Raw genomic sequence first — 25,113 nt, 5'->3', positions numbered from 1 at the left:
GCCCTCAGCCACGCTTGCGCTTCTTCCCCGGCGCCGCGATGGGCCGCCCGGCGAGCAGGGGCGCCAGGAACCGGCCGGTATGGCTTTCCGCGCTCGCGGCCACCTCCTCCGGCGTGCCCTCGGCCACGATGACGCCGCCGCCATCACCGCCCTCGGGCCCCATGTCGATGAGCCAGTCCGCGGTCTTGATGACTTCGAGGTTGTGCTCGATCACCACCACCGTGTTGCCCTGCTTCACCAGGGCGTGCAGCACCTCCAGCAGCTTGCGCACATCCTCGAAATGCAGGCCCGTGGTGGGTTCGTCGAGGATGTAGAGAGTGCGGCCGGTGGCGCGGCGGGCCAGTTCCTTGGCGAGCTTGATGCGCTGAGCCTCGCCGCCCGAAAGCGTCGTCGCCTGCTGGCCGAGATGGATGTAGCCGAGGCCGACTTCCGAAAGGACCTTCAGCTTGTCCCTGATGGCGGGCACGGCGGAGAAGAACTCCAGCCCCTCGTCCACCGTCATCTCCAGGACGTCGGAGATGGACTTGCCCCGGAACTTCACCTCCAGCGTCTCGCGGTTGTAGCGCTTGCCCTTGCAGGTGTCGCAGGTGACGTAGACGTCGGGCAGGAAGTGCATCTCGATCTTGATGAGCCCGTCGCCCTGGCACGCCTCGCAGCGGCCACCCTTCACGTTGAAGGAGAAGCGGCCAGCCTTGTAGCCGCGGGCGCGTGAGTCGGGCAGCTCGGCGAACCAGTCCCGGATGGGCGCGAAGAGGCCGGTATAGGTGGCCGGGTTGGAGCGCGGGGTGCGGCCGATCGGCGACTGGTCGATGTCGATGATCTTGTCCAGGTGCTCCAGCCCCTCCAGCCGCTCATGCGGGGCGGGAACCGTGCCGGCGCCCATCAGGCGCCGGGCGGCGGCCTTGTAGAGGGTTTCGATCACGAGGGTGGACTTGCCGCCGCCGGACACGCCGGTGACGCAGGTGAAGGTGCCCAGCGGAAGGCCGGCGGTCACCGCCTTCAGGTTGTTCCCCGTGGCGCCCACCACCTTCAGCATGCGCTTGGGGTCGGGCTTGCGGCGCTCCGCCGGGACCGGGACGGATTTGCGCCCGGACATATAGGCACCGGTGACGCTGTCCGGATTGGCGGCCACCTCCTCCGGCGTGCCCTGGGCGATGATGCGGCCGCCCCCGGCACCGGCGGCGGGGCCGATATCCACGAGGAAGTCGGCCGCCCGGATGGCATCCTCGTCATGCTCGACGACCAGAACCGTGTTGCCGATGTCCCGCAGGCGGCGGAGCGTGCCGAGCAGGCGCTCGTTGTCGCGCTGGTGCAGGCCGATCGAAGGCTCGTCCAGCACGTAGAGCACCCCGGTCAGGCCCGAGCCGATCTGGGACGCCAGGCGGATACGCTGGCTCTCGCCGCCCGAGAGGCTGGCGGAGCCGCGCGCGAGGGAGAGGTAGTCCAGCCCCACATCGACGAGGAAGCGCAGGCGGTCGTTGATCTCCCGCAGGATGCGGCGGGCGATCTCCTGGCGCTGGGGGGAGAGCTGGTCGAAGACGCCCGCGAACCATTCCATGGCCTTGCGGATGGAGAGGGCCGAGGCGGCGGCGATATCGAGCCCGGCGACCTTCACCGCAAGCGCCTCCGGCTTCAGCCGGGCGCCGTTGCAGACATGGCAGGGGCGGTCGGACTGGTAGCGCTGCAGGTCCTCCCGCACCCAGGGGTTGTCCGTCTCGCGCAGGCGGCGCTGGAGGTTGGGAATGACGCCTTCAAAGGGCTTCTTCACCTCATAGGCGCGCAGCCCGTCCTTGTACCGCAGGGTCACCACCTCGCCGGTGCCGTGCAGGATGGCCTCGCGCACGGGCCTGGCGAGATCCGCCCAGCGCGTGGCCGTGGATACCTTGAAGTGCCGCGCCAGGCTTTCGAGCGTCTGGTCGTAATAGGGGGAGGAGGAACCGCCGGCCCAGGCGGCGACCGCGCCCTCGGCGATGCTCTTCGCGTCATCCGGCACCACCAGGGCGGCGTCGAAGAAGGTTTCCGTGCCGAGCCCGTCGCATTCGGGGCAGGCGCCCTGGGGCGAGTTGAAGGAGAAGAGCCTGGGCTCGATTTCCTCGATGGTGAAGCCGGATTCCGGGCAGGCAAAGCGGGAGGAGAAGACCGTCCGCTCCCCGTTATCGGCCCCTTCGAGGTAGACGACCCCGTCGGAGAGGCCGAGCGCGGTCTCGAAGCTGTCGGCCAGGCGCTGCTGCGCGCCGTCCCGCACCACCACGCGGTCCACCACCGCCTCGATGTCATGCTTCTTCTTCTTGTCGAGGGCGGGCACCTCCTCCATCCGGTAGAGGGTGCCGTTGACCTTCACCCGCTCGAAGCCCCGGCGCTGGAGCTCGGCGATCTCCTTCTTCCACTCGCCCTTCTTGCCCCGGGCGATGGGGGCAAGGATCAGCAGGCGCGTGCCCTCGGGCATGGCCATGGTCCGGTCCACCATCTGGGAGACGGTCTGGGCCTCGATCGGCAGGCCGGTGGCGGGGGAATAGGGGATGCCCACCCGCGCCCAGAGCAGGCGCATGTAGTCGGCGATCTCAGTGACGGTGCCGACGGTGGAGCGGGGGTTGTGGGAAGTGGTCTTCTGCTCGATCGAGATGGCCGGGGACAGGCCTTCGATGCTGTCCACATCCGGCTTCTGCTGCAGTTCCAGGAACTGCCGGGCATAGGCCGAGAGGCTTTCCACATAGCGACGCTGGCCTTCGGCATAGATGGTGTCGAAGGCGAGGGAGGACTTGCCGGAGCCGGACAGGCCGGTGATGACGGTCAGCGTGCCTTTCGGAATATCCAGGTCAATATTCTTCAGGTTGTGCTGCCGGGCGCCGCGGATCCGGATATGGCCGCCGCTGCCGATCTCAAGCCCGCCCCGGTTGCCCAGGCGGTTGGCGGTGGTCTCGGGCAAGCTGTCAGGCACGGGATATCCGACCCTTCGTTCGCATTGTGTTCACGGGCTTGTGCCACCATATAATGGTGACGGAAAGGGGTCGCCGGGGGGCGCCCCGATCCTTTCCCCCCGGGGGGTGGCCTCGCCGCCTCCTGGGGGGTAGCTTCCGCGACCCGCCAGGGTTTCCCGGGCGGGCTACGGCGATTCGCGCGGCCCCGGCACGCGGCGGCGCCAAACCATGGTATGGATGAGGTTCGGGCCCGGGCTGCCAATAGCGGCTGCCCTGGCCGGACAGGGATGTGGGTGGCATGGCCGGCGTCAACAAGGTGATCATCCTCGGCACGCTGGGGCGCGACCCCGAGGTGCGGAACTTCCAGAACGGCGGCAAGGTGGTGAACCTCCGCGTGGCGACCAGCGAGCGCTACAAGGACCGCGAGGGGAACCAGCAGGAGCGCACCGAGTGGCACTCCGTGGCCATCTTCAATGAAAAGCTGGGCGAGATCGCCGAGCGCTACCTGAAGAAGGGCAACCAGGTCTATCTGGAGGGCCAGCTGGAAACCCGGAAGTGGACCACGCAGGAGGGCCAGGAGCGCTACTCCACCGAGATCGTGCTGCGCCAGTTCCGCGGGGAACTCGCCCTGATCGGCGGCCGCAACCAGGCCGGCGGTGGCGGCGGGGACGAAGGCGGCTATGGCGGCGGTGGCGGCGACCGGGGTGAGCGCGGGGGATCCTCCGGCGGCGGCTATGGCGGCCGTTCCTCGGGCGGGGCCGGCGCGAGCAAGCCGCGCAGCGGCGGCGGCGGCGGCGGCGGCTGGGATGCCCCCAAGGCCGACCTGGATGACGACATTCCGTTTTGATCGAATTGGATAACAACAAGTGAGCGAGACGGAGAACGGCGGCCCCTCGGACGAGCGGCCGTTCGACGAGACCATGCCCGTCACCCTCGAGGAGGAGATGCGGCGTTCCTACCTCGATTACGCGATGAGCGTGATCGTCGCGCGCGCGCTGCCGGATGCGCGGGACGGGCTGAAGCCCGTCCACCGCCGCATCCTCTTCTCGATGAACGAGAACGGCTTCACGGCGGACAAGCCCTACAAGAAGTCGGCCCGCGTGGTCGGCGACGTGATGGGTAAGTATCACCCGCACGGCGACAGCGCGATCTACGACGCCATGGTCCGCATGGCGCAGCCTTTCTCCATGCGCGTGCCGCTCATCGACGGCCAGGGCAATTACGGCTCCATGGACGGCGATCCGCCGGCGGCCATGCGCTACACCGAGGCGCGGCTGGCGAAGTCCGCGACGGCGCTGCTGGCCGGGATCGACGAGGACACGGTCGATTTCCAGCCGAATTATGACGAAAGCGCGGAGGAGCCGCGGGTGCTTCCCGCGGCCTATCCGAACCTTCTCGTCAACGGCTCCAATGGCATCGCCGTTGGCATGGCGACGAACATCCCGACCCACAACCCGGGCGAGGTGATCGACGCGACGCTGGCGATGATCGCCAATCCCGACATCACGCTCGAAGAGCTGATGGAGAAGATGCCCGGGCCGGACTTCCCGACCGGTGGCCTCATCCTCGGGCGGGCGGGGATCCGTGCGGCCTTCGAGACCGGCCGCGGATCCATTCCCGTCCGCGCCCGCTGCGAGATCGAGGAGATGCGGGGCGGCCGCCAGGCAATCATCGTCTCCGAGGTTCCGTACCAGGTGAACAAGGCGACGCTCATCGAGCGCATCGCCGATCTCGCCCGCGCCAAGCAGGTGGAAGGCATTTCCGACCTGCGGGACGAGAGCGACCGCGACGGCATGCGGATCGTCATCGAGGTGAAGAAGGACGCGACGGCGGAGGTGGTGCTGAACCAGCTCTACCGCTTCACGAACCTGCAAACCTCCTTTGCCGTGAACTTCCTCGCGCTGGATGACGGCACACCCCGCCAGATGGGCCTGCGCGACGCATTGCAGGTCTTCATCCGCTTCCGCGAGGAGGTGATCAGCCGCCGCAGCCGCTACCGCCTGAACAAGGCGCGGGATCGCGGCCATATTCTGATCGGCCTGGCCATCGCGGTGGCCAATATCGACGAGGTCATCCGCATCATCCGCGCCAGCGCCGACGCCGCGGAGGCGCGCGCCGCGCTGATGGCAAAGGCTTGGCCGGCGGGCGATATCGGCGCGCTGCTGGCGCTGGTGGATGACGCCGGCAACATCGTCGAGGAGGACACGGTCCGCCTGACGGAGGCGCAGGCCCGCGGCATCCTGGAACTCACCCTGCGCCGCCTGACCGGGCTGGAGCGGGAGAAGATCCAGCAGGAGCTGGACGAGATCGCCGCCTCCATCCGTGAGCTGCTGGAGATCCTTTCCTCGCGCCCCCGGCGCCTGGAGCTGATGGCCCAGGAACTCGCCGAGGTGCGCGCGCAGATCGCCGTGCCGCGGATGACGCAGATCGTGGACGGGCTGGCGGACCAGGACGACGAGAGCCTGATCGAGCCGGGCCTCATGGTCGTGACGCTGACCCGAGACGGCTATGTGAAGCGCACGCCGCTGGAGACCTTCCGCGCCCAGAACCGGGGCGGGCGGGGCCGGAGCGCCGCGGGCACGCGGGAGGACGATGTCGTCATCCGCAGCTTCAACGCGCATACCCATCAGCACGTGCTGTTCTTCACCAGCCGCGGCATCGCCTTCCGCGAGAAGGTCTGGCGCCTGCCGGAGGCCGGGCCGACGGCGCGCGGGCGCTCGCTGCGCCAGCTGCTGCAGCTGCAGGACGGCGAGCATGTGACCGCTGTGCTGCCGCTGCCGCAGGATGAGAGCCTGTGGGAGAACCTGCACCTCGTCTTCGCGACCGAAGGCGGCAATGTCCGGCGCAACCGGCTCTCAGACTTCCGCAATGTCCGGGCCGCCGGCCTCATTGCGATGAAGCTGGACGAGGGCGACAGCCTGGTGGGCGTGCAGACCTGCCGTGAGGGCGATGACATCCTCCTCGCGACGCGTCTCGGCCGCGCCATCCGCTTCACGGCGGAGGAGGGGGTGCTGCGCGTCTTCGCCGGGCGAGATTCCACTGGTGTCCGGGGGATCAAGCTCATCGGCAAGGGCGACGCGGTGATCGCGCTCTCCGTGCTGCGGAACGTGCCGGCCTCGCCAGGCGAGCGTGCCGCCTATCTCAAGCTCTCCGCCGCGCGTCGCCGCGCTCAGGGCGAGGCTACGGCCGAGGAAGCCGCTGAGGCGGCTGCCTCGGCGGAGGCTTCCGCCGCCGCCGAAGAGGGCGAGGAGGGCACCGAAGAGGTGGTGCTGAGCAACGAGCGTGCGCAGGAGCTGACGGAGGCGGAGGAGATCCTCCTCGTCGTCACCGACACCGGCTTCGGCAAGCGAAGCTCCGCCTATGAGTATCGCCGCACCGGCCGGGGCGGGCAGGGGATCACCAGTATCCCGCTCGGCCGTGGCAAGGGCCATGCGGTGGTCGCCACCTTCCCCGTCCGCCCGGGCGATGACGTGATGCTGGTGACCGATAATGGCCGCCTGATCCGCATGCCGGCCGACCAGGTCCGCGTCATGGGCCGTCAGGCCGCCGGCGTGACCCTGTTCCGCCTGGACAAGGACGAGGCGGTCACCTCCTGCTTCCCCGTGGTGGATGACGGAAACGGCGCCGATGCGTGAACGGGTTGGGGTCTATCCCGGCACATTCGATCCCGTGACGAACGGGCATCTCGACGTGATCCACCGGGCCGCGCGCCTGCTGGACCGGCTGGTGATCGGGGTGGCGATGAATGCCGGGAAGGGCCCCATCTTCCCGATAGACGAGCGGGTGGAGCTGGTCCGGGCCGAGACGGGCGGGATCGCCGCCCAGACCGGTGCCCGGATCGAGGTGGTGCCCTTCGACGGCCTGCTGGTGACGCTGGCGCGGGAGGTCGGGGCGGACATGATCGTCCGCGGCCTCCGCGCCGTTTCGGATTTCGACTATGAGATCCAGATGGCTGGCATGAATCGCCGGCTGGACCAGGAGGTCGAGACCGTCTTCCTCATGGCGAGCGAGCGGAACCAGTTCATCTCCTCGCGCTTCGTGAAGGAGATCGCGCGGTTGGGGGGAGACATTTCGAGCTTCGTGCCCCAATTGACGCTCGAGCGCACGCTCGCCCGCGTCCGCCCCGGCTGATCGGCGGCGGGAAACGCCTACAGAACCGGGAGTCACACGCCATGCGGCGCCGGACCCTTCTTGCCACTTCGTTTGCGACCGCCACGGGAGCCCTTATGAGCGACGCCACCACCAATGAGGCTGAGGCGCAGGCCAATGCCGAGAACACGCTTCACCTCGACCTGAAGGATGGCCGGGTGGTGATCGAGCTTCGCCCGGACCTGGCGCCGAAGCATTGCGAGCGTATCAAGACGCTGGCCTCCCAGGGCTTCTACGATAACACGCCCTTCCACCGCGTGATCGAGGGCTTCATGGCCCAGGGTGGCGACCCGACGGGCACCGGCACGGGCGGCAGCCAGCTTCCGGACCTGCCCGCCGAGTTCACGCCGCCGGCCAAGGCCCGCTTCCTGCGCGGCACCTGTGGCATGGCGCGCTCGGGCAACCCGAACAGCGCGAACAGCCAGTTCTTCATCATGTTCGGGCCCTATCCGAGCCTGGACGGCCAGTACACCATCTGGGGCCGCGTGGTTTCCGGCATGGAGCATGTGGACAAGATCAAGCGCGGCTCCGGCAGCTCGGGCATGGTTCAGAACCCGGACCGCATCGTGAAGATGCGCCCGGCGACGGCCGCCTGATCTCCTGGCTTGACGAAATGAGCGGGGCCTTCCAAAGGTCGGCCCCGCTTCGGCGCCTGTAGCTCAGTCGGTAGAGCACGAGACTTTTAATCTTGGGGTCCTGGGTTCGAGCCCCAGCGGGCGCACCACCTTTCTTTCCTGCTTCTTCGACAGGCGGGTTCGTGCTTTCGCGGCGCGGGCTCCTTGCCCGCTCCGCCATGCTGCTTGCCCTGGCAGATGTTCCGGCCCGCGCGGCCACGGGCGCATCACGGCAGATCTGGATGCAGAATCGTGCGGGCGAGGAAGTCCGCGCCGCCTATCGTCACGGCGAAACCTATGACGCAGCGGTCCTGCAACGACTGCGGCACCTGTTCCGGGACCTGCACGAAGGAACCCAGGGTCCCCTGCCGGAGATGCTGGTGGACATGCTCTCGGTGCTGCAGGAGGCCTGGGGCTACGCCCTGCCGCTTCTGCTGAATTCCGGATTCCGCACGCCCCGCACGAATGCCATGTCCGAAGGGGCCGCGCCGGCGAGCCTGCACTTGCGCGGGCTTGCCGCGGATGTCTCAATGCCCGGGATCGACCACCCGGACCTCGCCCTGGTTGCGCTTTCCCTCTCGGAGCGCCTCGGCTTCATGGGGATCGGCGTCTACCCGCGCTTCGTGCACCTGGATGTCGGGCCCAGCCGGCGCTGGACGCGGATCGGGCGCGGCTGGGGCAGATAATTCAGCCTCCGGGTCGCGGGGGCAGCCGGGTCAGCGCCTGGAACGACCCCGGCGCGCCGGTGGGGCGGCTGCCTCGGCGCGGCCGGTCACTGCGATCATGCTGACCGGGATCACGGAAACCAGCGCCGTGCCGGATCCACCCATCCCAAGGCTGCTCGCGACGGCCGGGCTCACATCCAGGATACGTTGGCGGATATGCGGCCCGCGGTCGGTGACCTTCACCGTGACGCTCCGCCCGTTCCGCAGATTCGTTACCCGTGCCCGGCTGCCCAGCGGCAGGGTCCGGCTGGCCACCGTGGCGGCGCGGGGGTCGAAGCGGGTACCGTCGGCCATGCGGCGCCCGGCGAGGCTCCTCGCATAGATCGAGGCATGGCCGTGCTGGGCCGCCGGATGGGGCCTTGCATGCTCCGCCTTACCCCGTGTCGTAGAAGCCGCCTTTGCCAGTGCGGGCGCTACGCCCATGCAGCCGGCCACCAGTGTGGCACTCAGAACCAGCATCCCCCAAAGCCTCAAGCCGCATTTCCCTTCCAGTCCATGCCCGCCATCTGGGAAGGCGGGGGCCCGCCCGCATCGACAGCCGGCATGGGCTGGCAGGATTGTGAGGCGCGTGCGGCCGGCGCGGGGCCTCAGGTGAGCCCGACCTCCTCCTGTCGCCGCTTGTCCACCTCCTCCCCATAGCGGCGCAGCACATGGCTTGCGGTCAGCAGGCCGATGACCCGGCGCCCCTCCTTGCTGTCGATCACCGGCAGCGCCTCCGCCTCGGTGGCGTCGAAGGCGGCCATCGCCTCCTTCGCATTCATGGCCGGAAGAAGGGCCCGGTCCCGGTGCCGGAGCAGGGGGGCCAGGGTTTCCACCTCCGGCGGGGCCGAATGAGCCTCGGCCACCATGACGACCCCTGCGTAGAGGCCGGAATCGTCGAGGGCGACCACGCGCTCCGTCGAGCCGAGGGGGAAGTCGCGCCGGAAGGCGGAAATGCGCGTGTCGGCGCGGACGGTCCGGACATCCCGGCGCATCATGCGCCCCGCCGTCAGCTCCCGCAGCCAGCCGATATCATGGGCCGAGCGGATCGCTTCCCCCCGCAGGTGGAAACGCCAGGTGGCGAAGGAGTAGCCGAAGAGACGCCGCACCACGATCCCCGAAACGGCAACCGCCGCCAGCACAGCTCCGGCCACCTGGAAATTCCCGGTCGTCTCCAGGGCGAGGAAGGTCATGGCGAGAGGGGCGCCGATCACGGCCGTACCGAAGGCACTCATGCCCACCACCGCCAGGAAGAGAGGGTCCACCAGCGGCAGCCCCGCCAGCATCATGCCGAGCGCCGCCACCTTTCCCAGCAAGGCCCCGAGCAGCAGGGATGCGAAGAACAACCCACCGCGAAAGCCGGCACCGAGCGAGACGGCCGAGGCGAGCGCTTTCAGCAGCAGGAGAGTCAGCGCCGCCTGGACCGGGCCTTCCGTGCTGAAGGCAAGATGCAGCGCCCCATGGCCGGATGAGAGAACCGCCGGGGTGAGCATGGCGAGCCCACCCACCACGAGCCCGCCCAGGGCCGGGCGCAGCCCGGACCAGGGGATGCCACGCTTCATCAGTGTTTCGATCCAGCCCACGCTCCGCATGAGCAGGATGGCAGCCAGGGCGCAGACGATGCCGAGCAGGATGGCCAGGGCATGGCCGTCCCATCCCGGGGAGGCAACCCCGCCCGGCTGCACCAGATAGGTCTGACCATGCAGCGCTCGTGCAACGAGGGTGGCCGCGACCGCGCTTGCCACCACCGGAGCGAGACTGGCGATGGCATAGGTGCCGATCACCAGTTCGAACGCATAGAAGGCGCCGGTGAGCGGAGCATCGAAGGCGGCGGCGATGGCGCCGGCCGCGCCGCACCCGACCAGCACGCGCAGGTCACCCCGCCTGAGCCCGGCCAGGCTGCCGAAGCGCGAGGCGAGGCCGCCCGCCACCTGGGTATAGCCTGCCTCCAGCCCGACCGAGGCGCCGAAGCCGTTGGAGATCAGGTTCTGGCTGGCGACCACCGCGCCATCGCGCATGGCCATCCGGCCGCCATGAAGAGCATTGGCCTCGATCGGATCGATCGGCTGGCGGAGCTGCCAGCGTGCGAACGCCAGGTTGAGAAGCCCGAGGAGGGCTCCCCCTAAGGCGGGAAAAAGAAGGCGCCAGGGCTCGTCCAGCCCGGAGGCGCTGAGCCCATGATCGGTGTCGAAGAGGAGGGCCTGCATGGCATGTGCGATGCCGCTCATAGCCGAGGCGACGAGTCCGCTCGCCACCCCGATCAGGATCGCGAGGACGACAAGGCCGGGCTCCGTCGCGCGGATCCAGTCGCGAAAGCGGCCGAGCCGCTGCGCGAGTGCCCGGAAGCGCGCCTTGCCCTCCGCTACGGGGGCGTCCCGGACATGGCCGGCGTCTGGACGCTGGGTGAGGTTGGACCGCATCGGCTCGGATCACGGAGTTCCGGCTTCCATCGCTTGGGCGGTGCGAAGGGTTGCGCCCGGCCCCGCCACATGGGGCGGCCCGCCGCCGCGAGGGCAGCGGGCCCGTCCGGCTACTGCGCGCGGTATGCGCAGGTGAAGCGGATCTGCTGGCCCACCTGGGACGGGCTGGGAGCACCAGAGCCGCCGGGGTTGTTGGTCCGCACGGAGAGCAGGGTGATGTCCTTCTGCTCAAAGGGCTTCAGTTCGAAGCGCTGGATCTGCGAGATCACCGTGAACTGGCCGACCTGACGCAGCTGGATCATCGTGGCGGTGATGACGCGGCGCTGCCGGTCCACGTTCTGGAACTGTCCGTGATACTCCACACGCGCCGTCGTGCCATCGGACAGGACGTTGGAGTAGAAGGAGTTGGCGGTCAGGTTGCCGTCGCAGTAGCGGGATTGCTGCGCGCTGGCCGGGGCGGCAAGGGCCAGGATGGCACCTGCGGTCGCGAAGGCGGCCAGGGGCTTCGTAAAGCGGCTCATATGCGGCGTTCCGTGTCTCGTTCTCGCGATCCCGTGTTGGGATCCGGTAGCGGAACGATGCGCCGGATCGTGTCCCGTTGCCAGGAGAGGGCGTCTATGATTCCGATAGATGCGAGCCTTCTGAGACGGCCGCCCCCGCTTCCAGCACAGCCGTGCAGAACAAGGGGTCGTCTCAGGCAGCCACGAGAGCGCGGGTTTCCGGCCTGCCATGCACCTTCACCGTGCCCAGCCCCGCGATCGCGTCCCGCACCACGTCGCGAAGCAGGCGCACCTCCCGGATTCGCCCGAAGCTCGGCCGATGGAACAGGGAGATGTCGCGGCCGGGCAGGGGGGTCGCCCGAACGAGGCGGTAGGCCACCATGTCGTCCAGGAGCGTGCCGACCTGCACCGCAAGCTGGGGCAGGAGGGAGCAGCCCATCCCGGCACCGATCATCTGGCGCAGTGTTTCCAGGCTGGTGGCCTGCACCCCCGTGCCGCTCTGCGCGGCTCGCTGGCAGGCGGGGAAGAGGGCGAGTGTCTGGTCACGCAGGCAATGGCCCTCGCTTAGCAGGATCAGCTCCGCCGCGGGCACATCCTCCATTGTCACGCGGTCGATCACCGCGAGCCTGTGGTCCCGCGGAACCGCGAGGACGAAGCTCTCATGGAAGATCGGCAGCTCGGAAAGCTCGATGTCGCGGATGGGTGACGAGGCGAGCAGCGCATCGATCTCGCCGGCCTCTAGCGTGCGGACGAGGCCATGCGTGAGCCCTTCCACGAGGTGGAGGCGTAGGTTGGGGAAGCGGCTGCGCAGCGGGTTCAGGATGATCGGGGCGAGATAGGGCGCCAGGGTGGAAATGACTCCGAGCCGGAACTGCCCGCCCAGCGGCTCGCCGCGGGACTGCGCCATCTCCAGCAGGCGCCGGCCCTCGGCCAGGATGGTGCGGCATTGCGCCACGATCTCCGCGCCGCGTTCCGTCACCATCACGCTGCGACTCGCGCGCTCGAACGCCTGGACGCCGAGATAGTCCTCCAGCTTGCGGATCTGCGCGGACAGAGTCGGCTGACTGACCGCGCAGGCCGTGGCGGCCTTGCCGAAATGCAGGTGGTCCGCGACCGCGACGAGGTATTCGAGGTCGCGGAAGCTCAGCCCAGCCAGGTTCATTGCACCGTTTTTCCGCTCACCACAGCACCACCGTGTCGCCGGGCGACAAGCCTTCCCGGATCTCGATGCCCCCCGGCGTGCTGATGCCCAGCCTCACCGGCACGCGTCGCACCGCGCCGAGCGCATCCCGCAGCTGGACCACTCGTTGCTCGCCCTCGGTGCGGATGGCGTCCGGGGGCAGGACGATCGCTTCAGGATTGTCATAGGCGATGATGGAGAGGTTCGCCGACATGCCGACCGAAAGGCGGCGCCGCTCCTCCGGCGGGATGTTCTCGATCGCGACCGTGACCCCGAAGACAGGCATGCCTGTCCGTGCGGAGGTCTCGCCGCTCGCCTGCGCCGCGACGCTGGTGACGCGGCCCGTAAGCTCGATGCCCGGGAAGGCGTCGCCGGTTACGGAGACGGGCTGGCCGACGCGGACCTTGCCCACGTCGATCTCATCCACCGAAGCGCGCACCTGGAAGCTTTCGAGATCGCCGATGGTGAACATGGCCTGGCCACGCGTGACGCGGCTGCCCGGCTCCATCGTCTCGGCACGGCGGCCGCCGCCCGGATCGGGCGGCATCAGCACCACGCCGGTCACGGGAGCGGAGACAACGGCGCTGCCGAGATCGGATTCCAGCTCGCGCACCTTCACCTCCGCATTCGCCATCTCGAACTCCGCGATGCGGAGATGCTCCGAGTCCCCGCGGGCCAGGGTGGCTTCCAGATCGGCCCGGGCGGCCTGCAGCTGCAGTTGCTGGTTTCGCTGCTGCTGCTGGAGGGTGCGGTATTCCTCGGCGGGCACGATGCCGCGGTCCAGCAGGATTTTCGTCTGGGCAAGGCGCGCGCGGATGTCGTTCGCCTCCATCTCGGCGGCGGAGAGCTGGCGGCGGGCGCGGGACACCTCCTGCCCCGTGGTCCATCCGCGCAGCTCCTCAACCTTCTGCCGCGCACGGATGAGTGCCGAGCGGGCCTCCCGCAGGCGAACCTCGACGTCGTTGACGTCGAGCCGGATCAGGGAGGTACCGCGCTCCACCTGGTTGCCGTAGCGAAAGTTCCGCTCCCGGACGAGACCGTCGAAGGGCGCCACCACCGAGACGAGGGAGCCCGCATCCAGCACCCCCACCACAGCGATCCGGAGCGAGACCGGCTGGGTGGTGACCGGCAGCGTGCCGAAAGAGGGCAGCGCCTCTGCGGTAACTGCCCTGCCGAAGCCGGGTCCGGGCTCCCAGGCATAGAGCCCGGCGCCGACGAAAAGGGCGAAGACGCCGATCGTTGCCGCCCAGCGGATCGCGGCCAGGCGACGGCCCGTGGTGCGGAGCCGCTCGGCCGACTGCTCCAGCTGCAGATAGGCCGCCTGGAGCTTCGCGTGCTGCTCGCGCAGCTCACGGTTCAGCGCGGCCTCGGCCTCCGAGAGCCGCGCGAGCTCGGTGACGTCCGAAAAGACGGCGGTGAGAGCGAGGCGGCCAGCTTGCGGACCGATACGGATGCGGTAGGCCCGGCTGGTGACCTCAAGATGGCGGTCCCGGTCACCGAGACGGGCTTCGACCCGGTGCCGAGCGACCGCGCCTTCCTGCCCGACAGGCTCCAGCACCGCGTCGAAGAACGCATCCGCACTGCCATCCTCGGGAAGGAGGGATTGCAGCGTGCCGCCAATCGCCGTCTCCGGATCGCAGGCCAGGATGTCGGCGCCCGCGCGGTTCAGGGTGGAGATGCGGCCATCTGGCCCGACGGTGAGCACGCCATCCGCCATGCTGTCGAGCGCGCTGCGGTAGTCCTGCGCCAGGCGATCGAGCGCGGCATCGGCCCCATGCGGCTCCGATGCTCCCTCGGGCGGCTGCGCAGTGGCGGGGAGGGTGGGGAACATCACTCGTTCAGCGTGATCTGCCAGGTTTCGAGCACGGTGCCGAGAACGAGGTCCAGCTGGTTCAGGGCGTTCAGATACGCAATCACCGCGCCCAGTTCCGCGCTTTCGGCCTGCTGGAGCGCTGATTGGAAGGAGACCACCTGGAAATTACTGGAGCGGCCGGCCTGCAGCCGGGCAAGCTCGACCTCCAGCTGCTGCCGGGCGAGTTCCCGTGCGCGCCGCGCCAACTCGGCCTGGCGGCGCTGGGTTTCCACGTTCCGTACGCCGTCCTCCACGCTCTTACGCAGCGCGTCGCGCGCCTGCTCGGCCGCAAGCTCGGACTGGCGCAGCGCGGTGGTCGCGTTCACCTCCAGCTGCTCGCGCGCGAGATAGCCGATGGGGATGTTCAGCTGCAGGCCGATGTTGAAGTCCGACCGCACCTGCCGCAGCGCGTCCACCGTATCCAGCACGTTCCGCCGCGTGGCCTGCTGCCCCGCCCCGGCGACGATGTTCAGTTCCCAGAGCCGCTGGTTTCGCGCCGCATCGAGGTTGATGCGGTTGATCTCGATGTTGAAGAGCTGGCCGAGATAGGCGGGCTGGTTGGCATAGGCCGTGGCAAGCGCCCGCTGGAGGTCCACGCGCACCGACGGTGCGGAGGGACGGTCCGCGGCCCAGATACGGGAAGCCGGGTCGGCGGCGATGAGGACCAGGAGCGCCAGCCTGGCCTCCTCATTCGCGTTCTGCGCGGCGAGAAGTGCCAGTTCCTGCTGGGCGACGCTCGCCTCGGACTGAACAATCTCGACCTGGGCGAGGCGGCCCGCGGCGATCAGCAGGCGGTTCACCTCCACGAGTTCGCGTGCGCGCCGCAGCCCGTCCTCCGCGATGCGCAGCTGCTCCTGGCTTTGCAGCAGCGTGCGATAGGCCAGGACGATGGAGGTGACCTGCTCGGAGACGGTCTGCTTCACGCGCAGCCGCGCATTCTGCTCGCTGATGCGGGCAATGCGGAGCGGAGCCGTGGCGTAGTCGATCCCTGCGCCTGCAAGCAGTGGCTGGACCAACTCGAAGGAGAGGTTGCCCGCGCCGTTGCCGGGCTGGCCGCGGATATTCGTCTGCGCCGCCTGCCAGCCGAAGTTGAGGCGAGCCCCTGTGGGTGCGTCCCAGCTCAGCACGGGGCCGAGCCTGGCTGCGGTCGTGTTCACCCCGGCGGAGCGGGACCGGTTCGTGGTCGCGGCGATGTCGAGGCGCGGCGTGAAGCGGCTCTCCTCTACGCGCAGAGCAAAGCGGTCCGCCACGCGCTGGAGATATTCGGAACGGATCACCCGGTTGTTCCGCAACCCCAGATACACGGCTTCCGGAAGGCTGAGGGCGGCGGCGCCGGCCGGTGCCTCCTGGCCGGGCAGCTGGGCCGGAGCGCGCCCGTGGGACTGCGCTGAAGCCGGCCCGGCGGCGGGGAGGGCGAGCAGCGCGAATGCCAGCATGGGTGCGGCAAGATGGCGCCATGCCGCCGGCCCTCCGCCGAGCGGTTCCGCGCGGGCAGGCCCCTTCGTCTGTTCCGGAGGGCTCATGAAAGGTTTATCTCACCCTGTCTCCCGGGCCGGCAAGGCCGCCACGGCCGGTGGATTGGGCGGGGCGGCGGAGCCCGTGCGATTCCGGAATGGGATGGCGCGGCGGTCACAGGAGGCGTGATGCGGGCAAGCCCCAAGGTGTTTCTGGCGGCATTGCTGCTCCTGGGCGGATGCGCCCCGCCGGCGGTGCTCAGCCAGCCCGTGGCCCGGCCGGAGATGGCGGCCCCTGTCGCTGGCGGCGCCGTGCCCGTGCTTCGGCTCGCAGAGCCGACCGGCGCGCCGCCCATCTCCCTGCCGAACCGGCCAAACCGCGCGCCGCATGGCGGCTCGATGCCGGAGCTTGTGCCGTAGGCTGCCCTGGCTCGCCTATTCCGAGCGCAGCGCCTCGATCGGATCCAGGCGGGAGGCCATCACGGCGGGGTAGAAGCCGAAGAAGATCCCCACTGCCGCCGAGACTCCGGCCCCGAGGGGCGCCGCGGCCGGAGAGAGGATGAATTCCCACCCTGAAACCCGCGCGAAGCCATAGGCGCCGGCAATCCCGACGGCGATGCCGAGCAGCCCGCCGGCAAGGGCGAGGATCACGGCTTCGGCGAGGAAAAGGCTGCGGATCTCCGCCCGGCGCGCTCCGATCGCCAAGCGTATCCCGATCTCCCGCCTACGCTCGGCGATGGAGATGATCATAATGTTCATCACCCCGACTCCGCCGAGCAGGAGCGCGATGGCCCCGATGGCGCCGAGCAGCACGGTGAAGAGGCGCATCTGGCCCGCCATGCCCGCGATCAGCTGCCGCGCGCTCTGCACGTTCAGCCCGCCATCGCGCAACCTTGGCTCGAGATGCCGCCGGATGGGGATCGTGGCCGCCTCCGGGTCCGCATCGGGGCGGAGCCGCACCATCACCGTGCTGATTCCCGAATCCGGCATGACGCGCCGCGCATTGGGGATGGAGACGAAGAGGGTGCCGTCCACATCCACCGGCATCATCGGGCTGGGCAGGACCGGGGCGAGGATGCCAACCACGGTGAAGACATAGCGGCCCATCCGGAGCTGGCTGCCGATGCGCACCGGTGCGAAGGGGGAGGAAAGATCGGCCGCCAACCGCGCGCCGAGCACCGCGAACAGCTCGTAGCGGTCATGCTCCGTGAGGAAGCGGCCCTGCGCCAGCGGCAGCCGTGCCGCGCGGGCGAAGCTGCCTGTCGTGCCCAGGGTGGACACGGTCTGCGTCATGCCCTCATGGCCTACCACGCCGCCACCGATGGCAAAGGGCGCCACATCCTCGATGGCCGGTACCAGGGCGGGCAGCGCCTCCAGGTCGGCCGGGTTGAAGGCGCCGCTGAAGCCTCCAGTGCGGAGCATGAGGATATCCGTGCCCATTTCCCGGAACTGCCGCACGGTCTCATTCCGCGCGATGGCGCCGACATTCAGCATGGCGATCACGGCGCCGGCGCCGACCACGATGCCGAGCAGCGCGAGGACGGCGCGCTGGCGGGCGGCGAGAAGGCCGGCCAGGGCCTCCCGGATCACGCGGCCGAACATCTATGCCACGCGCCGGATGGGCATGCCGCCGAGCCCGCTTCCCGGCCCCGTGTCCGAGGCGATGCGGCCGGCATCCAGATGGATGCGCCGCGGGCACTGAGCGGCCACGCCGGGGTCATGGGTGATGATGATGATCAGCACGCCCAATTCCCGGTTCATCTCGAGGAAGAGTTCCATGATCTCCTGCGAGACCTTCGGATCCAGCGCGCCGGTCGGCTCGTCGGCCAGGACCACCGCGGGCTCGCCCACCAGCGCGCGGGCAATGGCGACGCGCTGCCGCTGCCCACCGGAAAGCTGGGCCGGCATGTGGTCAGTGCGTTCCGCCAGCCCGACCCGCTCCAGCATGGCGAGGGCGCGGCGGCGTGCCTCCGCCTCCGGCACGCCACGGTACATCAGCGGCAGGGCCACGTTGCGCCAGGCATTCATCCGGGGCAGCAGGAAGAAGGACTGAAAGACGAAGCCGATAAGGCGGTTCCGCAGGCGCGAGAGCTCATTCGCCTCTGCGCGCAGAACATCCTGGCCGCCCACCGCGTAAGATCCGCTACTCGGCTTGTCCAGAAGGCCGATGATGTTCATCAGCGTGGTCTTGCCCGACCCCGAGCCGCCCATGATCGAGGCCAGCTCCCCCTTCTCCACCCGGAGCGAGATGCCGCGCAGGATGGGCATCTGGCCGGGACCGACCTTGAAGGACCGGGTGACATCCGTGAGTTCGAGCATGGACCCAGCCTACACGCTTTCGTGCACAGGCCGATCCCTCAGGGGCCGCCGATCAGGCCGGAAAGCCCCCTTGCGGCAGTGAGGAGCGCGACGAGGGCGAGGGTCGCCAGGGAAATGCCCCGATGGGCCCCGCCCGCGCGGCGGAACAGGGCCGCACCCAGCCGGGACCCGCCGATCATCAGCGGGAGACCGGCCAGGACGAGCAGCAGCTCGCGCCAGCCGATGGCCCCGATCACGGTCAGGCTTGCGGTGGAGGCCATGGCGGAGAAGGCAAAGAACGCGATCAGCGAGGCGCGGACCTGCGCTGGGGCGAGAGGTAGGGCGAGGTAATAGGCGAGGGCGGGTGGGCCGGGCATGGCGGCCAGCCCGTTGAACAGGCCCGAAAGGACCCCGGCACCGGCCGTGGCCGCCCGGCCCGGGATGTGGCGGAAGCCGAAGCCCGAGGCGAGGGCGAGTACGGCCGCGCCGCAGGCGGCAGCCAGGGCAAGCCGCGCCCAGTCGGCGGGAAGCCAGGCCAGGAGGAGAGTGCCGAGTGGGGAGGCAAGCAGCGCCCCCGCCAGGAGCCAGCGCACCGAGGGCCAGTGGCAGCTGCGCGAGGCCTGGGGCAGGTCCATCAGCCCGCCCAGAAGTTGCAGCCCGGCTGCCAGGGCCACCGCCAGGAGCGGCGGAAGCGCCAGGCTGAGCAGCGGGACGGCAATGATCGCGAAGCCGAAGCCGGTGAACCCTCGAAAGACGGCGGAGAGGCCGATGATGGCGATCGCCGGGCCCATGGCGCCGATGGACGGCATGCCTGCCGGCAGGAAGGAAAGGTCGGGCATGCGGCACTCCGGCTGGTTGCGCCCCGCTACCGCCATCGCCGCCGGGCCGGAAGGTCCGGCTATGCGAGGCTGCCCCCGCCGCCAACCCCTTCCTGCGCCGGGCGGCGCGGGCTAAGCCGCCGCCGTGCCGGCCGAGACCCACATTGCCGATCTGCCCGCGGAACTCACCGTGGTAGTACCCTGCTACAAGGAAGCGGCGAATGTCGCTCCGATGGTGGCGCGGCTGGACGCGGCCCTGGGCGGGATCGCCTGGGAGGTGGTCTTCGTCGATGACGACAGCCCGGACGGCACCACGGCAGAGGTCCGCGAGTTGGCGGCACGGGACCCGCGCGTTCGCGGGCTGCGGCGCATCGGGCGGCGCGGCCTTGCCTCTGCGGTGACGGAGGGCGTGCTCTCCTCATCCGCCCGCTACGTGGCCGTGATCGACGGCGACCTTCAGCATGACGAGACGGCGCTGCCCGCGATGCTGGCCGCCGTGCGCGAGGGAGCGGAGGTGGCGATCGGAAGCCGCCATGTGGAAGGTGGCGAGGCCGAGGGCGGCTTCTCGGCCGCACGGGCGAAGGTGAGCGATGCGGGCACGCGGCTGGCCGCGCTGCTGCTGCCCACCCCGGTCGGGGACCCGATGAGCGGCTTCTTCCTGATGCCGCGCGCCCTGTTCGAGGCACTGGCACCGAAGCTCTCGGGGCGCGGGTTCAAGATCCTGCTGGACCTGTTGCTCTCCGCCGGGCGCCCATTGCGGGTTGCCGAAATCCCCTACCAGTTCCGCCCGCGGCTGGCGGGCGAGTCGAAGCTCGATGCCACCGTGCTGCTCGAATTCCTCGGGCTGCTGATGGACAAGGCGCTGGGCGGGTGGCTTCCCTGGCGCTTCGTTTCCTTTGCCGCCGTTGGGGCGGTGGGCGTGGTGGTGCACATGGCCGCGCTGTTCCTGGCGGTGCAGGTTCCGGGGATCCGGTTCGAGACCGCGCAGTGGATCGCGACCTTCGTGGCGATGACGGTGAACTTCCTGCTGAACAACCGGATCACCTACCGCGACATGCGGCTGCGCGGGGCAGGGCTGGTCCGTGGCCTCGTCATCTTCTACCTGGGCTGTGGCATCGGCGCGGCCGCCAATGTGGGCGTGGCGGGGATGCTGCTGCGGGAAGAGTTGGCGGGATGGGGGCTGGCCGGGGCGGCCGGGGCACTGCTGACGGTGGTCTGGAACTACGCCATCTCGTCCACCCTCGTATGGCGCAGCCGGTGAACCCCTGGCTGGCCGGATTGCTGGCGCTGACGCTGCTGCGCCTCGGCGCGACGGTGCTCCTGCCGCTTTCCCCGGACGAGGCCTATTACTGGGTCTGGGGCCGGACCCTGCAGCCCGGCTATCTCGACCATCCGCCCATGGTCGCGCTCTGGATCGCGGCCGGAACCTTCATCGGAGGGGATGGGCCGGCCGGGATACGCTTGCTCGGCCCGCTCGGGCTGGCGGCCGCATCCCTGGCCCTGGCGGATGCGGGCGACCGGCTGATGCCGGAGCATCGCCCGGGCCGCTGGGCAGCGCTGCTGCTGAACGCCATGCCCGTGACCAATGCGGGCGCCGTGCTGATGACGCCGGATACCCCGCTTTTCGTCTTCTGGTGCTGCACGATCTGGGCCGTCGCGCGGCTGCATGCCTCAGGTCGCGGGAACTGGTGGTTCACGGTTGGGCTGTTCGCCGGCTGCGCGCTGCTCTCCAAATATACGGCGGTGCTGCTCGGCGCGGGGCTGGTGCTCTGGCTGCTGGCGGAACCTTCTGCCCGACGCTGGTGGCGGGACTGGCGGCTCTATGCGGGCGGGCTCCTCGCCGTGCTGGTCTTCTCGCCCGTGCTTGTCTGGAACGCGGCGCATGGCTGGGCCTCCTTCGCCAAGCAGGGCGGGAGGGCCGGGGCGGGCGCGGATTTCGGCTTCCGCTATCTGGGGGAACTGCTTGCCGGCCAGCTCGGCCTCGCCTCTCCGATCCTTCTCATCCTCTGCGCCGTGGGAAGCTGGGCGGCGGCCATGGCCTGGGTGCGGCGGCGCGACGCCGGGGCGGGCTTGATCGCGACGCTGGTCTTCCCCGCGGCGCTGCTGTTCCTCTGGCAGGCACTCGGAAGCCGGGTTCAGGGGAACTGGCCCGCCATCCTCTACCCCGGCGCATCCCTGGCGGCGGCCGCCTTCACCGCGCTTCGCTGGCAGCGCATCGGGGCATGGCTGGGCGGTGCACTGAGCGCGGTCGTCCTCCTCCAGGCCGGCCTCGCGCCGCTGGCCCTGCCACGATCGGCCGACCCGACGCTCGCGCGGCTCGGTGGCTGGCCCGATCTGGCCCGGCAGGTCAATGAGGCGCGGCTGCAGGCAGGCGCAAGCTTCATCGCGGCCGAGGAGTATGGGCTGGCGGCCGAGCTGGCCCTGCACTTGCCCCCGGGCGTGCCAGTGGTGGCCATCGGAGATCGCTGGGACCTGTTCAACCTTCCCGCGCCGCCCGACGGGCAGGGCGGGGTGATGCTGCGCAGCCTCCGGCGCGGCGAGGGACCTTCCCTCTGGCCGGGCGCGGCGCCGATCGGAGAGATCATCCGCTCCCGCTCAGGGGTGGAGGCGGAGTGCTACCGGCTGCTGCGGGTTGAAACGCCTGCGGGCGAGCAGCCGATGGCGCTGCTGCCCCGACCGCGCTAGGCGGCCCGGTTCCAAACCGGCCCAGGTGCTGACAATGTAGCGGGGAAGGCCCACGCCTGCGGGCAGGAGGGCTGCGATGGAGAGAGACGCCGATGCGCCGCCGCGCCCTGCTTGCCGCCGCCCTGTCCACCCCGGCCCTGGCCGCCCGCGCGCAGGGATGGGCTCCGGATCGGCCGATCACGCTGGTGGTGCCCTTCCTGGCCGGCGGGTCCACGGATATCGCGGCCCGCGTGCTGGCCGAGCGCATGGGGCCGCGCCTCGGGCCCGGCGGGCGGGTGATCGTGGAAAACCGCGCCGGGGCGGGTGGCGCCGTGGGCAGCGAGTGGGTGCGCCAGCGGCCCGCCGACGGCTATACGCTTCTGGTCGGTACCGCCTCGTCCCATGCGACCAACCCGGCCGCGCTTCCCTCCCAGACGCCCTATGATCCCGTGGCGGATTTCTCGCCGGTGGCGGTGCTCGGCGGCGGGCCGCTGGTGGTGGTGGTTCCCGCGTCCTCGCCTCACCGCAGCCTCGCCGAGCTGGTCGCGGAGGTCCGCATGCGGCCCGGCGCGCTCTCCTGGGCCACATCCGGCGTCGGGGGCGTCGGGCATCTCACCGGGGAGTATCTGAAGATCTCGGTGGGCCGGATGGAAGCCGAGCATGTGCCCTATCGCGGCGGCTCGGCCGTGATGGAAGCGCTGGCAAAGGGAGAGGTTGCCTATTCCTTCGAGGTGCTGGCCTCCGCAGCTCCTCATCTGCGGGACGGCCTTTCGCGCGGGCTGGCGGTCACCTCCAGCGCACGGCATCCGCTGTTCCCGGACATCCCGACCGTGGCCGAGACGGTGGCGCCGGGCTTTGACGTGACCACCTGGAACGTCCTGCTGGGGCCCAAGGGCATGCCCCAGCCCGTGCTGAACACGATCAACGCCGCGATGATAGCGAGCCTCGGCGATGCCAGCGTGCGTGAGCGGCTGGCCTCCGCCGGGGTGGATCCCGCCCCCGCCACCACCCCGGAGGAAACCCGTACCTTCCTGGCGGCGGAACTGGCGAAGTTCCGCGGGATCGTCCAGCGTGCGGAATTACGACTGGGTCGCTAAGGGCGGCCCTTGAACCCTGCGCCGGGCCACCGAGTTCAGGGGGACCCCTTTTCGGAGGCCACTATGCTGATCCGCATCCGCCGCGGGTGGGAACTGCCCGAAAGCGCCGCGACGCCCGAGGCGGTGGTGATGGGACGGCGCGCGGCCCTGGGAGCCGGGGCGCTGCTGGCGGGCGCGGCGCTGGCCCCACCCGCATGGGCCCAGCCGGCCGCGCAGGCCATGCGCAACACGCGCTACCAGCCCGGGCGCGAGCCGACGCCCGAAAAGGACGTGGCGAGCTACAACAACTACTATGAGTTCGGCACCTCCAAGAGCATCGCCTCCGCGGCACAGCGCCTGAAGGTCAGCCCCTGGTCCATCCGCATCGATGGGTTGGTGGAGAACCCGCGCGAGATCGGGCTGGAGGACCTGCTGAAGCAGGTAAGCCTGGAGGAGCGGGTATATCGCTTCCGCTGCGTGGAGGCCTGGGCCATGACCGTCCCCTGGACCGGCTTCCCGATGGCGGAGCTGGTGCGGCTGGCGGCCCCCAGGCCCGAAGCCAAATACGTCGTGTTCGAGACGGCGACCCAGCGCGACACCATGCCCGGGCTGCGGCAGTCCTGGTATCCCTGGCCCTATACCGATGGCTTCACCATCGAGGAGGCGCGGAACGAGCTCGCCTTCATTGCAACGGGGATGTACGGCAAGGCCTTGCCGCCACAGAACGGGGCCCCGATCCGGGCCATCATGCCCTGGAAATACGGGTTCAAGGCGCCGAAATCCGTCGTGCGCGTCACCTTCCAGGCCGCGCGCCCGGTGGGATACTGGGAAAAGCTGCAGGCCAGCGAATACGGCTTCTGGGCCAATGTGAACCCGGAAGTGGCGCATCCCCGCTGGAGCCAGGCGAGCGAGCGCCTGCTCGGCTCGAACGAGCGGGTGCCGACGCGGATCTTCAACGGCTATGGCGAGTTCGTCGCCGATATCTACAAGAACCTGCAGAACGAGCGGCTTTACGCCTGATACCTATTCCGGGGCGAGGCGCCGCCTCGCCTCGGCGATCACCCGGATCGTCTCGTCCCACAGGCTCAGCGCGCCGAGTTCGCTGGGAGAGAAGAAGCGGGCCTCGCTCGCGTCATCTCCCGCCACGGGCTCGCCGGATACCCAGCGGCCGGCGAAGTCCACGATGGTGTAGTGGAAGCGGATGCCGCCCGAGTCACCGGGAATGACGATGTCCACGCAGGCAGCGAGGGTGAGGGGGCCCACTTCGACCCCGGTTTCCTCGCGCAGTTCGCGCCGGGCGCAATCCTCGGCGGTTTCGCCCAGGCTTTGCGCGCCACCGGGCACCGTCCACTCGCCCATGCGCGGCGGGCGGGTGCGTCGAACCAGCAGCACGTCCTCGCCGCGGAAGGCGAGGCAGCCGATGCCGACCCAGGGCCGGTCCGGATATTCCCGCCCGCTCACCCCTCGCGCTTCCGCAGCGTCTCGATGCTCGGCGCGAAAGCCGGGAGCTTCCATGTGCCGACCTGATAGGCCCAGCCGCGCCAGCGGGCGTTGAGCCGCGCGGCTTCCTCGTCACCGGTCGCGGCGATGGTCATCCAGACATTCCCGCCATCCTGCCGCAGCCTGGCCGTGATGGTGAGATTGTCGGTCAGGATGAAGCGACCCTCACCGGCGGGCTGGCCGGGGATCTGCGCCTCGGGGCGGACATCGAGAAGCGTGAGCCCCTCCAGGGCTCGGCCCACCTCGTCCAGCGAAACCTCGTCGGCGGCCGGGGCATCGCCGGGCAGCACGATGCGTAGCCGCCCATCGGGCCCTTCTTCCCGCAACAGCTCCACGGTCCGGCCGTCGCGCACCGCGATCACGCGCCGCACGCGCTCCTCCGGCAGGTTGGCGATCTCGCGGTCGATCCAGAGCTGGGCATCCGCATCCACGGGGATCCGTCCTTCGGCGAGCCAGGACTGATTCTCGCCGGGGCGCCGCACATAGGCGCTTTCGGGCACGCCGCCCTGGGTGCGGGTTCGGCGGCGGCCGATGACGAGCGCGGCGATCGGCGTGCCCGCGCCGTCGAGCACGCGGAGGAGCACGGCCGTGGATGTGGGGCCGGGTTCCTCCAGCCCGAGCCGCGCCAGGGACTGGGGATCAGCGGTGCGGGGCTCGGTGAGGCGCAGCTCGGTGAGCCCGACCAGCAGCTCGCGCACCCGCTCGCCCCGGGCGGGATAGCCGCCCTTCTCCGGCAGCAGCCAGGCGTTATCCGGGCCGCGCTGCAGCACAAGGCTTTGTGGTCCCTGCCGGATCTCGATGCGCTGCGCGGCATCGAGGCGCCCGGGCAGGCCGGGGAAGGCGAGCGGGGACTCGGAAGGCGCGGGGCCGGGCGCCTCCTCCGGCACGAGAAGCGCGGCGGCGCCGGCCGCGACCACCGCCGTGCCGCCGAGGGTGAAGAGATGGCGTCGGTTCAGCGGCATGGCG

Annotated in this window: 22 protein-coding genes and 1 tRNA gene; 11 read left to right on the top strand and 12 right to left on the bottom strand. The window is 69.9% G+C overall.

The genetic code is table 11. The annotated features are described in order from the left end of the window. Positions 1-4: 4 nt before the first annotated feature. Entirely contained in the window at positions 5-2,902 is a 2,898-nt protein-coding gene (gene uvrA / locus J8J14_RS03965; protein WP_245215404.1) for an excinuclease ABC subunit UvrA, read from the bottom strand. Between the two features lie 314 nt (positions 2,903-3,216). Between uvrA and ssb the strand changes: the two genes are divergently transcribed. From ssb to J8J14_RS03935, 6 genes are all read left to right on the top strand, one after another. Then, the gene (gene ssb, locus J8J14_RS03960) at positions 3,217-3,765 is read left to right on the top strand and encodes a single-stranded DNA-binding protein (RefSeq protein ID WP_209378159.1); all 549 of its coding nucleotides are present in this window, start codon (positions 3,217-3,219) and stop codon (positions 3,763-3,765) included. Between the two features lie 73 nt (positions 3,766-3,838). After that, complete coding sequence (gene gyrA / locus J8J14_RS03955) at positions 3,839-6,553, top strand: DNA gyrase subunit A (RefSeq protein ID WP_209378327.1); 2,715 nt, start codon at positions 3,839-3,841, stop codon at positions 6,551-6,553. Then, entirely contained in the window at positions 6,546-7,049 is a 504-nt protein-coding gene (gene coaD, locus J8J14_RS03950) for a pantetheine-phosphate adenylyltransferase (protein ID WP_209378158.1), read from the top strand. Before gyrA ends, coaD begins: the two co-directional genes overlap by 8 nt. A gap of 95 nt (positions 7,050-7,144) precedes the next feature. Beyond that, positions 7,145-7,663 carry a peptidylprolyl isomerase gene (locus tag J8J14_RS03945; RefSeq protein ID WP_245215355.1) on the top strand — a complete coding sequence of 173 codons (519 nt, stop codon included), beginning with the start codon at positions 7,145-7,147 and terminating at the stop codon, positions 7,661-7,663. A 52-nt stretch (positions 7,664-7,715) separates the two neighbouring features. Continuing rightward, positions 7,716-7,791: transfer RNA gene (locus tag J8J14_RS03940), tRNA-Lys, on the top strand. Positions 7,792-7,824: 33 nt separating this feature from the next. Continuing rightward, positions 7,825-8,367, top strand: a complete 543-nt coding sequence (locus J8J14_RS03935; protein ID WP_209378156.1) for a YcbK family protein — start codon at positions 7,825-7,827, stop codon at positions 8,365-8,367. A gap of 30 nt (positions 8,368-8,397) precedes the next feature. Here J8J14_RS03935 and J8J14_RS03930 read toward each other — a convergent pair whose 3' ends face one another. The 6 genes from J8J14_RS03930 to J8J14_RS03905 form a co-directional block, all read right to left on the bottom strand. Next, positions 8,398-8,865, bottom strand: a complete 468-nt coding sequence (locus tag J8J14_RS03930) for a septal ring lytic transglycosylase RlpA family protein (RefSeq protein WP_209378155.1) — start codon at positions 8,863-8,865, stop codon at positions 8,398-8,400. A gap of 128 nt (positions 8,866-8,993) precedes the next feature. Then, positions 8,994-10,805 (bottom strand): chloride channel protein, encoded by a 1,812-nt coding sequence (locus tag J8J14_RS03925; RefSeq protein ID WP_209378154.1) that lies wholly within the window; start codon positions 10,803-10,805, stop codon positions 8,994-8,996. Positions 10,806-10,915: 110 nt separating this feature from the next. After that, positions 10,916-11,326: a hypothetical protein gene (locus J8J14_RS03920; RefSeq protein WP_209378153.1), complete on the bottom strand. Its 411-nt coding sequence runs from the start codon at positions 11,324-11,326 to the stop codon at positions 10,916-10,918. Between the two features lie 172 nt (positions 11,327-11,498). Continuing rightward, entirely contained in the window at positions 11,499-12,467 is a 969-nt protein-coding gene (locus J8J14_RS03915) for a LysR substrate-binding domain-containing protein (RefSeq protein ID WP_209378152.1), read from the bottom strand. A gap of 16 nt (positions 12,468-12,483) precedes the next feature. After that, positions 12,484-14,316 (bottom strand): HlyD family efflux transporter periplasmic adaptor subunit, encoded by a 1,833-nt coding sequence (locus J8J14_RS03910; protein ID WP_209378151.1) that lies wholly within the window; start codon positions 14,314-14,316, stop codon positions 12,484-12,486. Then, positions 14,316-15,773, bottom strand: a complete 1,458-nt coding sequence (locus J8J14_RS03905; protein ID WP_209378150.1) for a TolC family protein — start codon at positions 15,771-15,773, stop codon at positions 14,316-14,318. The genes J8J14_RS03910 and J8J14_RS03905 overlap by 1 nt, the downstream gene beginning before the upstream one ends. Before the next feature lie 207 nt (positions 15,774-15,980). On the opposite strand from J8J14_RS03905, the gene J8J14_RS03900 reads away from it, so the two are divergent. Further along, positions 15,981-16,211 carry a hypothetical protein gene (locus tag J8J14_RS03900; protein WP_209378149.1) on the top strand — a complete coding sequence of 77 codons (231 nt, stop codon included), beginning with the start codon at positions 15,981-15,983 and terminating at the stop codon, positions 16,209-16,211. A 15-nt stretch (positions 16,212-16,226) separates the two neighbouring features. Here the strand turns inward: J8J14_RS03900 and J8J14_RS03895 are convergent, their stop codons facing one another. Genes J8J14_RS03895 through J8J14_RS03885 form a run of 3 tightly spaced genes read right to left on the bottom strand, consistent with a single transcriptional unit; the run spans position 16,227 to position 18,928 of the window. Further along, on the bottom strand, positions 16,227-17,393 hold the full coding sequence (locus J8J14_RS03895) for an ABC transporter permease (RefSeq protein WP_209378148.1): 1,167 nt from the start codon (positions 17,391-17,393) through the stop codon (positions 16,227-16,229). Then, on the bottom strand, positions 17,394-18,110 hold the full coding sequence (locus tag J8J14_RS03890) for an ABC transporter ATP-binding protein (protein ID WP_209378147.1): 717 nt from the start codon (positions 18,108-18,110) through the stop codon (positions 17,394-17,396). It lies immediately after the preceding gene. A 38-nt stretch (positions 18,111-18,148) separates the two neighbouring features. Beyond that, on the bottom strand, positions 18,149-18,928 hold the full coding sequence (locus tag J8J14_RS03885) for a TSUP family transporter (protein WP_209378146.1): 780 nt from the start codon (positions 18,926-18,928) through the stop codon (positions 18,149-18,151). Positions 18,929-19,052: 124 nt separating this feature from the next. Between J8J14_RS03885 and J8J14_RS03880 the strand changes: the two genes are divergently transcribed. From J8J14_RS03880 to msrP, 4 genes are all read left to right on the top strand, one after another. Then, on the top strand, positions 19,053-20,168 hold the full coding sequence (locus J8J14_RS03880; RefSeq protein WP_342452383.1) for a glycosyltransferase family 2 protein: 1,116 nt from the start codon (positions 19,053-19,055) through the stop codon (positions 20,166-20,168). After that, positions 20,153-21,592 (top strand): glycosyltransferase family 39 protein, encoded by a 1,440-nt coding sequence (locus tag J8J14_RS03875; protein WP_209378145.1) that lies wholly within the window; start codon positions 20,153-20,155, stop codon positions 21,590-21,592. The genes J8J14_RS03880 and J8J14_RS03875 overlap by 16 nt, the downstream gene beginning before the upstream one ends. A gap of 92 nt (positions 21,593-21,684) precedes the next feature. Then, on the top strand, positions 21,685-22,668 hold the full coding sequence (locus tag J8J14_RS03870; RefSeq protein WP_209378144.1) for a Bug family tripartite tricarboxylate transporter substrate binding protein: 984 nt from the start codon (positions 21,685-21,687) through the stop codon (positions 22,666-22,668). A 63-nt stretch (positions 22,669-22,731) separates the two neighbouring features. Further along, positions 22,732-23,667 carry a protein-methionine-sulfoxide reductase catalytic subunit MsrP gene (gene msrP / locus J8J14_RS03865; RefSeq protein ID WP_209378143.1) on the top strand — a complete coding sequence of 312 codons (936 nt, stop codon included), beginning with the start codon at positions 22,732-22,734 and terminating at the stop codon, positions 23,665-23,667. A 3-nt stretch (positions 23,668-23,670) separates the two neighbouring features. On the opposite strand, the gene J8J14_RS03860 is transcribed toward msrP, so the two are convergent. Together J8J14_RS03860 and J8J14_RS03855 are read right to left on the bottom strand one after the other, a co-directional pair. Next, a complete protein-coding gene (locus J8J14_RS03860) occupies positions 23,671-24,108 on the bottom strand; it encodes an NUDIX hydrolase (protein ID WP_342452382.1) in 438 nt (145 codons plus the stop codon). Further along, positions 24,105-25,109 carry a DUF4340 domain-containing protein gene (locus J8J14_RS03855; protein WP_245215353.1) on the bottom strand — a complete coding sequence of 335 codons (1,005 nt, stop codon included), beginning with the start codon at positions 25,107-25,109 and terminating at the stop codon, positions 24,105-24,107. Before J8J14_RS03855 ends, J8J14_RS03860 begins: the two co-directional genes overlap by 4 nt. Positions 25,110-25,113 lie beyond the last annotated feature (4 nt).

Origin of the sequence: Pararoseomonas baculiformis (assembly GCF_017813395.1) — a bacterium.
Classification (GTDB): Bacteria; Pseudomonadota; Alphaproteobacteria; order Acetobacterales; family Acetobacteraceae; genus Roseomonas; species Roseomonas baculiformis.
Note: the sequence above shows the minus strand (reverse complement) of the source record. Positions and strands in the feature narration are given on the sequence as shown.